Annotated in this window: 12 protein-coding genes; 11 read left to right on the plus strand and 1 reads right to left on the minus strand. The window is 70.2% G+C overall.

Features of this window, described 5'->3' with window-relative positions:
• The first annotated feature begins 607 nt into the window (after positions 1 to 607).
• From ACGFH6_RS39355 to ACGFH6_RS39365, 3 genes are all read left to right on the plus strand, one after another.
• Complete coding sequence (locus ACGFH6_RS39355) at positions 608 to 1618, plus strand: hypothetical protein (protein WP_393395121.1); 1011 nt, start codon at positions 608 to 610, stop codon at positions 1616 to 1618.
• On the plus strand, positions 1615 to 2718 hold the full coding sequence (locus tag ACGFH6_RS39360; protein ID WP_393395124.1) for a hypothetical protein: 1104 nt from the start codon (positions 1615 to 1617) through the stop codon (positions 2716 to 2718). The genes ACGFH6_RS39355 and ACGFH6_RS39360 overlap by 4 nt, the downstream gene beginning before the upstream one ends.
• A gap of 978 nt (positions 2719 to 3696) precedes the next feature.
• Complete coding sequence (locus ACGFH6_RS39365; RefSeq protein ID WP_393395127.1) at positions 3697 to 4575, plus strand: CHAD domain-containing protein; 879 nt, start codon at positions 3697 to 3699, stop codon at positions 4573 to 4575.
• An 85-nt stretch (positions 4576 to 4660) separates the two neighbouring features.
• On the opposite strand, the gene ACGFH6_RS39370 is transcribed toward ACGFH6_RS39365, so the two are convergent.
• The gene (locus ACGFH6_RS39370; RefSeq protein ID WP_393395130.1) at positions 4661 to 5824 is read right to left on the minus strand and encodes a DUF1015 domain-containing protein; all 1164 of its coding nucleotides are present in this window, start codon (positions 5822 to 5824) and stop codon (positions 4661 to 4663) included.
• Between the two features lie 24 nt (positions 5825 to 5848).
• Here ACGFH6_RS39370 and ACGFH6_RS39375 point away from each other — a divergent pair, with 24 nt between their 5' ends.
• From ACGFH6_RS39375 to ACGFH6_RS39410, 8 genes are all read left to right on the plus strand, one after another.
• A complete protein-coding gene (locus tag ACGFH6_RS39375) occupies positions 5849 to 6958 on the plus strand; it encodes an HAD-IIA family hydrolase (protein ID WP_393395133.1) in 1110 nt (369 codons plus the stop codon).
• Positions 6959 to 7043: 85 nt separating this feature from the next.
• Positions 7044 to 7496 carry a polyhydroxyalkanoate synthesis protein PhaF gene (locus ACGFH6_RS39380; protein ID WP_393395136.1) on the plus strand — a complete coding sequence of 151 codons (453 nt, stop codon included), beginning with the start codon at positions 7044 to 7046 and terminating at the stop codon, positions 7494 to 7496.
• A gap of 1 nt (position 7497) precedes the next feature.
• The gene (locus ACGFH6_RS39385) at positions 7498 to 8022 is read left to right on the plus strand and encodes a hypothetical protein (protein ID WP_393395139.1); all 525 of its coding nucleotides are present in this window, start codon (positions 7498 to 7500) and stop codon (positions 8020 to 8022) included.
• Positions 8023 to 8035: 13 nt separating this feature from the next.
• Positions 8036 to 8851 carry a TlyA family RNA methyltransferase gene (locus tag ACGFH6_RS39390; RefSeq protein WP_360446285.1) on the plus strand — a complete coding sequence of 272 codons (816 nt, stop codon included), beginning with the start codon at positions 8036 to 8038 and terminating at the stop codon, positions 8849 to 8851.
• Positions 8852 to 8861: 10 nt separating this feature from the next.
• Positions 8862 to 9851, plus strand: a complete 990-nt coding sequence (locus tag ACGFH6_RS39395; RefSeq protein ID WP_393395143.1) for an NAD kinase — start codon at positions 8862 to 8864, stop codon at positions 9849 to 9851.
• Positions 9851 to 11584: a DNA repair protein RecN gene (recN, locus tag ACGFH6_RS39400; protein ID WP_393395146.1), complete on the plus strand. Its 1734-nt coding sequence runs from the start codon at positions 9851 to 9853 to the stop codon at positions 11582 to 11584. Before ACGFH6_RS39395 ends, recN begins: the two co-directional genes overlap by 1 nt.
• Positions 11585 to 11681: 97 nt before the next feature.
• Positions 11682 to 12863, plus strand: coding sequence for a putative cytokinetic ring protein SteA (gene steA / locus ACGFH6_RS39405; protein WP_393395149.1), 1182 nt, complete (start codon positions 11682 to 11684; stop codon positions 12861 to 12863).
• Positions 12860 to 13807, plus strand: coding sequence for a copper transporter (locus ACGFH6_RS39410; RefSeq protein WP_393395152.1), 948 nt, complete (start codon positions 12860 to 12862; stop codon positions 13805 to 13807). Before steA ends, ACGFH6_RS39410 begins: the two co-directional genes overlap by 4 nt.
• Position 13808 lies beyond the last annotated feature (1 nt).

Genomic DNA, 13808 nt, shown 5'->3' on the forward strand with positions numbered 1-13808 from the left:
TGGAAGTTAAGCCCGACAGCGCCGATGGTACTGCGACCGGGAGGTCGTGGGAGAGTAGGACGCCGCCGGACATTCACACTGTTAAGGGCCACCCCCTCAAGGGGTGGCCCTTAACATTTGTCCGGACAACTTCGGCACACGAGCCGCCTGCCGGGAAGCCCTCGATGAGGCTGATCGTTGTAGGTGGCGGTACGTTTGTCCGATTACTGCACTTCAGCATCGTTAGGAGTCACCGTGGCGACGCCACCTCGCAATCCTCACTCCGGTTCAGGGGACCGTCGCGGTTCCTCCGGAGGCAGCGGCCGTTCCGGCCGTGCCGGTGGTGGGCGTTCGGACTCCGGTTCCGGTCGTTCTGGGTTCGGTTCGGGTCGTTCCGGCCCTGGTGGCCCGCGCTCCTCGGGCGGCGGGCGTGCCGGCGGGACTGGCGGCTCCAGCAGCTCTGGTGGGCCGCGGTCGTCTGGTGGTTATCGGGGAGCCTCGAGTCGCGGTGATGGACCGCGGGCTGGTGGGCCACGTGGGGGTTCGCGTTCTGGTGGGTCTTACCGGGGCGGGGATCGTGATGACGCACGTTCCGAGAACCGGCGGGGTTTTGCCGGCGGACGTGGCGATGACAAGGGCGAGCGGGATCCGTTCGGTGGTCAGCTGTCCGGTCAGGGCGGCGGTGGACGCGGTTCCGGTCGAGACGACCGCTCCGGCGGGTACAACAGAGACGACCGAGGCGGTGCTGGCCGTAGTGCCGGCGGCGCCCGCGGTGGACCCCGTCGAGACGACCGTAGCGAGCGCTCCGGCGATCGCGGTGGCTTCCGCCGCGACGAGAGGTCAGGCTCTGGCGACCGTGGCGGTTACCGACGCGACGACCGGGGCGGCGACGATCGCGGTGGCTACCGACGGGATGACCGTGGTGGTGACGACCGTGGCGGCTACCGACGGGACGACCGCGCTGGGCGCGACGACCGTGGTGGCTTCAGGCGTGACGAGCGTTCCGGGTCAGGGGATCGTGGCGGCTATCGCCGGGATGACCGTTCCGGGACCGGAGACCGCGGTGGGTATCGCGGCGACGACCGCGCCGGGGCTGGGGACCGGGGTGGATACCGCCGTGATGAGCGTGGTGGCGGTCGGCGCGACGACCAGGGGTTCCGGCGTGATGAGCGTCCCGGCGCTGGTGATCGCGGTAGCTATCGCCGTGACGCGCGTGGCGGTGACGACCGTGGTGGCTACCGGCGTGACGACCGATCCGGGCGCGACGACCGAGGCGGTGCTCGGCGAGACGACCGGTCCGGCTCTGGCGACAGGGGCGGCTTCCGTGGAGCCGACCGGTCTGGGACCGGCGATCGGGGTGGATTCCGGCGTGATGAGCGTGGCGGGTCGCGGTCTGACGACAGGTCTGGGCGCGGCGGTGCTCGCGGGGGCGGGCCGGCTCGTGGCGAGCGTGGAGCGTTTCGGCGGGATGAGCGCGGGGGCGACTCGCGCGGCCGCGGTGGTTCTCAGCGTGACGGGCGGGATGACCGCCGCGGCGGGCCCAGGCGGGACGACCGTGGAGAAGAGAAGGCCGGCCCACGTCGGGACGACCCGGCGATTCCGGAAGGGATCACCGGAGCCGAGCTCGACCGTGGTGTGAAGGCCGAGCTGCGGTCGTTGCCGCGGAGCCTCGCCGACCTCGTCGCGCAGCATTTGGTCGCGTCCGGGCGGCTCCTCGACGACGACCCCGAGCTCGCGTACAAGCACGCCCGCACCGCACGGCGGTTGGCCGCGCGGCTCGGCGGCGTACGCGAAGCTGTGGCGATCACGGCGTACCTGGCTGAGCATTACGACGAGGCGCTGACCGAGTTCCGGGCGGTACGGCGGATGACCGGGAACCATGAGGTTCTCGCGATGATGGCCGACTGCGAGCGGGCGCTCGGGCGGCCGGACAAGGCGCTCGCGCTGACGCGGGACAAGCACGTCCACGACGTGTCGGAGGCCACGCAGATCGAGCTGTTGATCGTCGCGGCCGGTGCGCGCCGCGACATGAAGCAGCTCGCGGCCGCGATCCAGACCCTCGAGGTGCCAGAACTCACCAAGCGCACGCGCGCCGAGTGGTTGCCGCGACTGCGCTACGCGTACGCCGACGCCCTCGAAGCAGCCGGACGCACCGAAGACGCCCTCGAGTGGTTCCACCGCGCAGCCGGCGCCGACGCCGACGGCTCCACCGGCGCCGCCGAACGAGCCGCCCGCCTAGAAGGCCTAGAGTTCACCGACCTAGACGAAGACGACGACTACGAAGACCCCACCAACGAAGCCGCCCTAGCGGACGAACTCGTCGACGAGCCCGCCGACGAAGCCAACCTGGTGGATGAAGCCGAGCCCACCGACGACCTGGTGGATGAAGCCGAGCCGGACGACGACTCGGAGCCGGAGAACGACCCCGCCGCCACGACCAACGAAGCCGAGCCCGTGGATGAGCCGGGGCCCGTCGACGAAGCTGAGCTTTTGGATGAAGCCCAGTCCACCGACGAGCCGGAGCTGGCGGACGAGCCCGCCACAACCGATGAAGCCGACCTGGCGGACGAAGCCGACCTGTCCGATGAAGCCGAGCTCGTGGACGAAGACGACGTGCCCACCGACGAGGCAGAGCTGCCGGACGAACCCGCGCTGGCCGACGAAGCCGAGTCCACCGACGAGAGCGAGCTGCTGGATGAGGTGGCTGACACCGAGACGCCCGAGAAGCCCGAGAACTAGCCCCGTAGCCGCGCTGCACCCCGCGGCCGCGGGGTACTCGGGGGTGCCGTACGGCGGGCGCTGGAGCCTGGCGCAGGCGCGCTGAACGGGTTTCGCGGTGATCGGGAGCGGCACGGCCGGCGCCCGAACGTGGCGCGGCCGCGCCACGCGCTTGCGCGGCGGGGGCAGCGGCCACGTCCGCGAGAAACATTGCGTGCCGCCGCGCGGTGGTGCGGGCGCACACGGCCGGGGGCTTGGGGGTGACGCAGGCGTGCTGCACGCGCTTGCGGGGGGGAGCGGCCACGTCCGCGAGACGGCGCTGGGTGCCGCCGAGCGGTGGTGAAGGCGCAGACGGCCGGGGCTTGAGGGTGACGCAGGCGTACTGCATGCGCTTGCGGGGCAGTGAGAGCGGCACGGCAGGCTGACCGCGCTGCGCGTAGTCGGGCGTTGGAGCGTGGCGTCGCCGAGGCATGAGCAGGCTGGCGCGGAGCTCGGGAAGCGTGAGACTAGCGACGTAGCCGCGGCCAGGCCGTGGCAGGCGGGACGTCTGCCGCTGGAGTGGTGCTGTCGCGCTGCGCGCGTCCGGGTGGTGGGGAGCCGCAAGCTCCAAGGTTGCGTAGCCGGGCTGAGATGAGCGGCGAGATGGTCGGAACATGTGTGCCGGGGGAAGCCGGCGACTGAGGCGTGCTGGGCGTCCTGCGGGGTGCGGCGAGACGCCCGGCAGGTCGGGCCGCGTGGGTGTGCGGCGGGATGGCCGGCAGGGCGAGCCTCGTGAGTGTGCGGTGCGGTGGGCGGCACGGCGAAGCCGGGTGGGTGCGCGGTAGGACCGGGGCCTTGTGGGTGTGCGGTGGGGTGGGCGGTAGGACGGAGCCGCGTGAGTGTGCGGTGCCGTGGGCGGTACCGCGGTGTCGCGGGGGTGGGCGGGGGGATGGGGGTGGGGGCAACTAAGCGAGAGTGTGGGGTGTTCTCCTGGGGGTGTGGGGCGGGGAGAATGGGGTGATGGGTGAGAGTTCGGGTGGTTGGGGTGGGGGCTTGAGTGCGGAGGCTCCGGTGGGGGTGTTGGTGGGGAACGCGCTCACCAAGGGGGCTGCTCGGTTGCAAGGGGCGGTTTTGATGGTGGAGAAGGGGGAGGACGACGCCATCCACCAGGTTCGGGTTTCGTGCCGGCGGTTGCGGAGTGATCTGAAGCTGTTTCGGAAGTTGCTGGCTGGTGACTGGTCGAAGGGGTTGCGGAGCGACCTGTCTGCGTTGGCGAACGCCTGTGGGGAGGCCCGCGATCTCGAGGTGATCGCGGCGCTCGTTCGTGAGACCGCGACCAGCGAGGACGACCAGGAGCACGTCGAGACGATCCTGACGACGCTGACGGTGGGCCTGGATCGGGCTGCCAAACGGTCGGCCGAGGTCGTGACCGGTGAGAGTACGGCGGAACTCCTGCAGACCCTCGAAGTGGTCGCGGCGGCGCCGGACCTCAAGCCCACGGCGAGCAAGCCCTGCGGCGAGGTCCTGCCCGAGCTGCTGGCCGCGGCGAACGAGGCGTTCACGCAGGAAGCCGACAAGCTCAAGCCCTGGACAGTTGACGACGACTGGCACGAGGTGCGTCTGCTGGCCAAGCGAGTCCGGTACGCCGCCGACACCAGCGCGGCTGTGCTCGGTGACGAAGCGAAGGCGACCGCGACCCAGGCCGCCAAGTACCAGGAGTTGCTGGGCCAGCACCAGGACCACTGCGCCGCCGCAGACGCGCTGACCGCCATGGCAGCGGATGCGGCAGCCCAGGACGACCCAGAGCTCTCGTTCACCCTCGGCCGCCTCACAGAGCGCCACCGCGCCGCCCGCAGGCCCCTCCGCGAAGAGTTCCTCAGCCTCTACCACAGGCCCTAGCCGTCAGAGGATCAGAGCCGTCGGAAGCCCAGCCCTCAGAAGGCACTCGCCCTCAAACGGCGCTAGCCCTCAGAAGCGTAAGCCGTCAGAGCGTGCGGAACAGCAGCCCGACCCGCGGCTTCGGGCCGAACGACGTTGCCTTCTGTGGCAGCACAACGCCTTGCGCGGCGGAGCGTAGTACCTGGTCCATCCGGGGTGCTGTGAGCTCCACAACTGCCTGCTGCGGGCCGGCCAGCGCCAGAGCGTCTGACAGCGCGTGGTGGAAGCTGATGTCTTCCGCGACGACGCCCCACGCAGGCATCAGCTCCCCATGCAGCATCGAGACCGTCGGAGCCTCCTGCCCGGCTGTCGACCGCACTGTCACCCAGCCGGACCCATCCGTCACCGCAATCCGGTCCGGTACACCCTCGACGCGTCCAGGCAGTACCTGCCAGCCGGCCGGCGTACGTGAGCTGACCGTGGCCAGGTCCAGACCCGGTATGACGCGGTGGATCGGGTCCAAGGTGAGTGGGTGCCGGCTGTGGTCGACGAGCATGGCCAGACCGACCGACGCCCCCTGCCGCCCGGGCTCACGCTTCTGCCGTTCCAGGTACGCCGCATAGCGGTGGTGGCCGTCGGCAATGAGCGCCTCGTGCTTCGACAGCTCGTCGGAGATGGTCGCCAGGACAGCCGGGTCCTCTATGCGCCAGATGCGATGCAGGGCGGTGCCGTTCTGCGTCTCGGCTTCAACCCACGGCTCTCCGGCCCGTGCTGCGTCGACAGCGTCGCTGGCCGCGCCTCCGTCGGCGTACGCGAGCAGGATGGGCTCCAGGTCGGCGTCCGTCGCCTCCATCAGCTTCAGGCGGTCGTCGACCCAGTGCGGCATCACATCCTCGTGGGGCAGCACCACTCGGCGGGCCGGATCCAGGCTCAGTGACCCCACAAGGCCGCAGAGCAGCGCACTGCCCAGTTGCTGTTCGTACACGTAGAGGGCGGGCCGCGGGTCCTGCACAACCACACCGGCGCGTTGCCAACCGGCCAGCCGTCGGGCCGGCTCGTCGTACCGGCCGGAACCGAGCTCCGGATCGCGTGGAAGGATGAGCCTCACCATGTTGTGCAGATCAGAGTCAGTCAGCCGCCGGACGATGGCGGGTTCGAGTACGTCGTACGGCGGCGAGGTGACGGCGCCGAGCGCGCTCACCTTCCCGGCCACGAACCGCCACGCACGCAGTGGGTCGAGTCGCAGCACGCTCCCCCTCGAATCCGGCATGGGCGGCATCGTACGGCGGGAAGCATGAGCGCGGAACGCAAGGCGCCCGCGCCGCTGTCGGCGTGTGACGAACCGCTCGCCAGCCGGTACGACGTGGCGCTGCTCGACCTGGACGGTGTCGTCTACGTCGGGCCGGACCCGGTGCCGGACGCGCCGGAGAACCTGCGCAAGGCCTCCAAGGAGGGCATGCGGATCGGCTACATCACCAACAACGCCAGCCGGCCGGCGCGGGTCGTTGCCGAGCACCTCGCGTCGTTCGGGCTGGAGGTGATCGCCGACGACGTGGTCACGTCCGCGCAGGCGGCGGCGAAGCTGGTCGCGAACGACTTCCCGCAGGGCTCGCCGGTGCTCGTGGTCGGCGGGGAAGGGCTGTACTCCGCGCTGGAGGAGTACGGGATGAACCCGGTCCGCAGCAGCGACTCGCATCCGGTGGCGGTCGTTCAGGGATTCCACCCGGAGGTGAACTGGGTGATGCTCGCGGACGGCGCGCATGCGATCAACGAGGGCGCGAAGTGGTACGCGACCAACCTGGACCTGACCATCCCGACCGCGGCCGGGATGGCGCCCGGCAACGGGACGCTGGTCCAGGCGATCCGGGCCGCCGTCGGCGTGGACCCGATCGTGGCGGGCAAGCCGGAGCCGCCGCTGCTGGAGACGAGCATCGAGCGGCTCGAGGCGAAGCGGCCGTTGATGATCGGGGACCGGCTGGACTCCGACATCGCGGGCGCGCACGCGGTCGGCATCGCGAGCCTGTGGGTCGCGACCGGCGTGAATGACCCGCACGACCTGGCTCGCGCGCCGAAGAACCAGCGTCCGACGTACATCGCGCCCGGCCTGGGGGCGTTGGCGGAGAAGCAGCCTGGTGTGGCGGTCGAGGGCGGCAAGCACACGTGTGAGGGCTGGACCGCCGAGGTTGTGAACAACGCTGTGTCGGTGAAGGGCGAGGGCACGCCGTACGACGGCCTGCGGGCGATCCTGTCCGCGGTGTGGGCCGCGGTCGACGCGCCGCCGAAGCCGGCCGCCAAGACGGCGAAGACCGCCGGCCGCAGCCGACGCCCGCTGCCCAAGCCCGCTCCGACCCCCGACTCGATCGCCATTGACGCCGCGCTTCACCGGATCGGCCTGGAAACCTGAGGCGCTGAACCGCTCAAGGGCGGTGGCTGGGTGGCGTTGGGGTGCGGAGGCGATACCGTTGCTGGGACGAAGCGAGGAGGCAGTCATGGTTCTGGACGCACTGCGCGGCTACGTACAACTGGCGAGCGGACTGACCGAGGTCACCAGGCAGAGAGCCCAGGCGGCGGCGAAGGCGCTGCTGCAGCAGACCGGCGCGGACACGCTGACGACCGGGCTGACCAGCAAGGTGAGCGAGCTGACCGACGAGATCGTTGCCACCAGCAAGAGCAACCGCCAGCTGCTGCAGGCGATCGTGTCGAACGAGGTCGAGGGCGCGGTGGCGCGGCTCGGGTTCGTTCGCTCGGAGGAGGTCGCAGGACTGACCCGCCGCGTGCAGAAGCTGGAGCAGGAGCTCGCCGAGGAGCGTGCCGCCTGGCCGGCCGGCGATGTCGCCGCACACGGACCGAAGGCCGCGACCAAGAACGCCGCGGCGAAGAAGGCAGCGAAGAAGGCTGCCGCGAAGAAGGCGGCGGCCAAGAAGACGGCGAAGAAGGCGTGACGTGACCGAGCATCCTGGCGAGCAGTTCCCGCCGGACGTCGACCCCGACGTGGAGCCGGGGTTCGAGCCGCACCCGGCCGAGGAGGCGCCTGCCGTCCCCGACTACGACGCCGAGCCCGGCTCACAGAGCTTCGAGTACGCCGAAGAGGCAGGCGAAGCATCCGGCGACGAGTCCGGTGAGCCTGGGCATGTGGATCCGGCCGAGGTGGAGTTCGGGCCCGAGTTCGCGCGCGAGCCTGGGCAGGAGTACGAACACCCCTACGAAGCCGAATCAGCCGAACCCGAGCATCAGACCGAACCCGAGCACCAAGCCGAGCCCGAGCACCAAGCCGAGCCCGAGCACCAGGCCGAGCCCGAGCAGCACGAAGGTGAGGCGGGGCATCCGTTGGTGGATGAGGTGATGGGCCGGCTGGACGAGTTGCGCGAGCGGCCCGTGGACGAGCATGCCGACGTGTACGCCGACCTGCACGAGCGACTGCAGAGCGCCTTGGTGGAAGCGGATGCCGAGCACGGCGACCGTGGCTGACCGGAAGGTCTGAGTGGCCAAAGGAGTCAAGCGATCCCGGCTGGACGCCGAGCTGGTACGGCGCGGCCTGGCGCGGTCCCGGGAGCACGCGAGTGAGCTGATCGCGGCCGGCAAGGTGAAGGTGTCAGGCACCGTCGCCTCCAAGCCCGCGACGGGTGTCGGTGCCGACGCCCCGATCGTCGTTGACACCTCCGAAACCGACGACCCCGGCTACGCGAGCCGTGGCGCGCACAAGCTGGTGGGCGCGCTGGAGGCCTTCAGTGCCGTTCAGGTGAAGGGTCGCCGGTGTCTCGACGCGGGTGCTTCCACCGGCGGATTCACCGACGTACTGCTGCGCAACGAGGCGGCCCACGTGATCGCCGTCGATGTCGGGTACGGCCAGTTGGTGTGGTCGTTGCAGACCGACGAGCGGGTCACGGTGATGGACCGGACCAACGTCCGTACGCTCACGCTCGACGACATCGGTGGTGAACCGGTTGATCTCGTCGTCAGCGACCTCAGCTTCATCTCGCTGACGCTCGTCCTGCCTGCGCTGATCGGGGTGGTGACGCCGGACGGCGACCTGATGCTGATGGTGAAGCCGCAGTTCGAGGTCGGCAAGGAGCGGCTCGGCAAGGGCGGGGTCGTGCGCGACCCGGAGCTGCGTGCGGACGCGGTCCGGAGCGTCGCGGCCAAAGCCCAGGAACTCGGCTGGGGTATTCAGGGAGTCGCCGCCAGCCCGTTGCCTGGCCCGTCAGGAAATGTCGAATACTTCCTGTGGATACGCCGGAATGCACCGCCTCTCGATGAGACGATGCTCCAGACCGCCATCGAGCGCGGTCCGCAGTGAAGGAGGCAGGGTGGTAGAGCACGAGCCGCGGCGCGTGCTGGTGGTGACGCACACCGGCCGGGAGCAGGCGGTCGAGGTGGCCCGGGAGGCGCACCGGCTGCTGACCGACGCCGGTCTGCAGGTCCGCCTGCTCGGCGACGAGGCCGAGGCGCTGAAGCTCGAGCCGGCCGAGGTCGTCGACGACCACGAGAAGGCCGCGCTCGACGTCGAGCTGATCATGGTGCTCGGCGGTGACGGCTCGATCCTGCGCGGTGCCGAGCTGGCCCGCCCGCACGGTACGCCGGTGCTCGGGGTGAACCTGGGTCATGTCGGGTTCCTGGCCGAGGCCGAGGTGGACGACCTGGAGCGGATCGTCCAGGTGGTGGTCGACCGCAGCTACACGGTCGAGGAGCGGATGACGCTGGCCGTCGAGGTCCGGCTGGCCGGCGAGCTGATCTTCGACACCTGGGCGCTGAACGAGGCGAGCATCGAGAAGGCGGCCCGCGAGAAGATGCTCGAGGTGCTGGTCGAGGTGGACGACCGCCCGCTGTCTCGCTGGGGCTGCGACGGGGTCGTGGTGGCGACACCCACCGGCAGTACGGCGTACGCGTTCTCCGCAGGTGGTCCGATCGTCTGGCCCGAGGTCGAGGCGATCCTGATGGTGCCTCTGAGCGCGCACGCACTGTTCTCGCGGCCGATCGTGGTGGCACCGACGTCACGGCTGTCGATCGAGCTGGTCCCGTCCTGGCATGGTCGCGGCGTGCTGTGGTGCGACGGTCGCCGGATGGTCGAGGTGCCGCCCGGCGCCGAGATCGAGGTCCGGCGCGGCAAGACCCCGGTCCGGCTGGCCAGGGCGCACGAGGCGCCGTTCACCGACCGGCTGGTCGCGAAGTTCGACCTCCCGGTGCTCGGCTGGCGCGGCGCCGCCGAGCGCAAACGCAACGGCAACACCAACAGCAACGGCAACACCAACAGCAGCAGCGACAACGGCAACGGCAGCAACAGCCAACAGGAGACCTGATGCTCTCTGAGATCCGCATCACCGGGCTGGGCGTGATCGAGGACGCCACGCTGGACCTCGATCCGGGGTTCACCGCGGTGACCGGCGAGACCGGTGCCGGCAAGACGATGGTCGTGACCGGCGTCAACATGCTGCTCGGCGGCCGCGCGGACAGCGGCCTGGTGCGCCACGGGACCCGTCGCGCCCGGGTCGAGGGCCGGGCCAGCGGCGTGCCGAAGTCGATCGTGCAGCAGGCCGAGGACCGCGGCGGCGAGCTGGACGACGACGAGTTGCTGATCGCCCGCGAGCTGTCCGCCGAGGGCCGCTCCCGCGCGTTCCTGGGCGGTGCATCCGTTCCGGTGTCCGTGCTGGGCGAAGTGTCCGGGGACTTGGTCGCTATCCACGGCCAGGCGGACCAGTGGCGGCTGCTGCAGCCCGCGCGGCAGCGCGAGACTCTCGACACCTTCGCCGGGAAGCCGTTGCTCGTGCCGTTGCAGGAGTACGTCGCTGCCTACAAGCGCCACCGTCAGGTCGAGGCCGAGCTCACGGAGCTGACCACGCGCCAGCGTGATCGTCTGGCCGAGGCGGACCTGCTGCGCTTCGGCCTCGACGAGGTCGCGAAGGCCGAGCCACTGCCGGGCGAGGACATCGAGCTCGCCGCCGAGGAGGACCGTCTCGCGTACGCCGACGGCCTGCGTACGGCGTCCACCACGGCAGCCGACGCGCTGGCCTCCGAAGAGGACCAGGACTCCACCCGGCCGAACGACGTACTCGGTCTGCTCGCGCTCACCAAGCAGGTGCTCGACGCGGAACGCGAGCACGACCAGAAGCTCGCGGATCTCGCGGACCGGGCCGGCGAGCTCGGTTACCTGGCAGCTGATCTGGCCGGCGAGCTCTCGTCGTACGCCGCCGATGTGGACACCGATCCGGCGCGGCTGGCGGTGGTGAGCGAGCGGCGGGCGTTGCTGACCAGCCTGGTCCGCAAGTACGGCGCTGAGCAGGGCACTGTGGACGAGGTGCTCGAGTGGACGAAGCGGTCCGCAGCCAGACTGGCCGAGCTGGACGGCAGCGACGAGCGCGTCGAGCTCCTGACCGCTGAGCTGTCCGAGCTCGACGCGAAGCTCGCGGAGCTCGGCCGGCAGATGCGGGAAGCGCGGATCGAGGCGGCCGAGCGACTCGGCGTCGCAGTGTCCGAGGAGCTGACCGGACTGGCGATGCCGCACGCGAAGCTCTCGGTCGAGGTGCACGAGACCACGGCCGGGCCGTTCGGCATCGACGAGGTCGAGTTCTGTTTCGCGGCGAACCCGGGCAGCCCAGCCCGCCCGCTGCAGAAGGCCGCGTCCGGCGGTGAGTTGTCCCGGGTGATGCTCGCGCTCGAGGTGATCCTGTCCGACACGCATCCGGTGCCGACGCTGGTGTTCGACGAGATCGACGCCGGCATCGGAGGCCGGGCCGCGGTCGAGGTCGGCAAGCGGCTGGCCCGGCTGGCGGAGAAGGCGCAGGTGATCGTGGTGACACACCTGCCGCAGGTCGCCGCGTTCGCGGACCGTCACGCTGTGGTGCTGAAGAGCGACGACGGCTCGGTCACCACGAGTGGTCTGGTCGCGCTGGACGACGACGCGCGACTGAAGGAACTCTCCCGGATGATGGCCGGTCTGGAGAATTCCGACGCCGCCCAGGCGCACGCCGAAGAATTGCTCGCGCTCGCCGCCGAACGGCACAAACCGCGCAAGAAGAATCGTTCCAAAGGATGATTTGACGCACAGTCACCGTTAATTCAGTGCGTGAAGAGGGCCCCGCCCGGGTAAATGGCCTGGGTAGGGGCTCTTGACATGGCAGGATGAGAGCGCGATGAAACTGCCCAGCCTGCGGAGAGCACGACCCACTGAACTGCCCGGTATCGCCGGAGTGGTCCGGCTCGATCGCCGTACCAAGAATCTGACCAAACGGCTGAAGCCGGGCGAGATCGCCGTCATCGACCATGTCGACCTGGACCGGGTCAGCGCCGAGGCGCTGGTCGACTGCCGGGTCGCCGCCGTCGTGAACGTCGCCGACTCGATCAGCGGCCGCTACCCGAACCTCGGTCCAGAGATCCTCGTCGAGGCCGGGATCCCGCTGGTGGACGGGGTCGGCACCGAGGTGTTCTCGGTCCTGCACGAAGGTGAGCGGGTCCGGCTGAACGAGGGGTGCCTGTACCGCGGCGAGGAAGTCGTCGCGAAGGGCGTCTCGCAGGACAGCAAGTCCGTGGCGGAGTTGATGGACGACGCCCGGTCGGGGCTGTCGACCCAGCTGGAGGCGTTCACCGCCAACACCCTCGAGTACCTGCGCCGCGAGCGCGATCTGCTCCTCGACGGCGTCGGTGTCCCCGAGATTCACACGCCGATGGACGGCAGGCACGTGCTGATCGTGGTCCGCGGGTACGACTACCGCGAGGACCTGGTCGCGCTGCGGCCGTACATCCGCGAGTACCGGCCGGTCCTGATCGGCGTCGACGGCGGTGCCGACGCGCTGGTCGAGAACGGCTACGTCCCGGACCTGATCGTCGGCGACATGGACTCGGTGAAGGACGAGACGCTGAAGAGCGGCGCCGAGGTGGTCGTGCACGCGTACCGCGACGGCCGGGCGCCCGGTTCGGAGCGGCTGGAGCGGCTCGGCGTGGACTCGATCGAGTTCCCGGCCACCGGCACCAGCGAGGACGTCGCGATGCTGCTGGCCGATTCCAAGGGTGCCTCGCTGATCGTCGCGGTCGGCACCCACAACTCCCTGGTGGAGTTCCTCGACAAGGGCCGCTCCGGCATGGCGAGCACCTTCATCACGCGGTTGCGGGTGGGTGCCAAGCTGGTGGATGCCAAGGGCGTCGGCCGGCTGTACCGCAGCCGGGTGTCGACCTTCCAGGTGGTCGCGCTGGCTGTGGCCGGCCTGTTCGCGCTGGGCGTGGCGCTGGTCGCCGCCGGCGCCGACGACGTGCTCTGGTCGATCCTGCGGGCGCGCTGGAGCGACTTCGTCTACTGGATCCGGGAGCTGTTCACGTGATCGACTTTCGCTACCACATCGTCTCGATCGTGGCGATCTTCTTCGCCCTGGGCGCCGGTGTGGTGCTGGGTGCCGGACCGCTGAAGGGCACCGGCAGCGAGCTCGTCCAGAGCCAGGCCGAGAAGGACCGCCAGCAGCTCGCCGACGCGCGGGCCGAGCTGGTCCAGGTGAAGGCGCTGGACAAATACCGCGACGACTACGTCGCCAAGGTCACCGCCGGGCTCACCGACGGCAAGCTGGACGGCAAGCGCATCGTCGTGGTCACCATGCCGGGCGCCGACGGCGACCTGACCAACAGCCTGCAGGACGAGCTGGAGAAGGCCGGCGGCCAGGTGACCACGCGGGTCTCGCTGGACGCCAAGCTGTTCGACCCCGGTCAGCGTCAGCTGGTCGAGCCGCTCGTCACCGATCTGGTCACCGCGGACACCCCGTTCCCGCCGGACAGTACGACGTACGAGCGGGCCGGGCTGATCCTGGCGCGCGGTGTCGCCGCCAAGGAAGAGGGCAGGCCCGCCGACGCCGACTCCACCAAGATCCTCAGCGGGCTGACCGGTGCGAAGCTGTTGTCGCTCAAGCCGTCGCAGATCAAGGACCGGGCCAGCCTGATCGTCGTGGTCGCCGCGAAGCCGCCGACCCCGACGCCGGACAACTCGTCGTACAGCGACGCGGTCGACTTCATCACCGGCCTCGACCAGGCCAGCGGCGGGGTCGTGGTGGCCGGTACGCCGGAGACCGCGCAGAACGGTGGCCTGCTCAAGGCCTTGCGCAGTGACTCCGAGGCCACCAAGATCGTTTCCTCCGTGGACGTGGCCGACATCCCCTCCGGTCGGATGACTGTCGTCTTCGCGCTGGCAGAGCAGGCGACCGGCAAGGCGGGACAGTACGGCGCCATGGACGCGAAGAACGGCGTAGCGCCGTCGGCCGTACAGACGAAGGACAACTGAC

Source organism: Kribbella sp. NPDC049227 (assembly GCF_043197265.1).
Taxonomy (GTDB): domain Bacteria; phylum Actinomycetota; class Actinomycetes; order Propionibacteriales; family Kribbellaceae; genus Kribbella.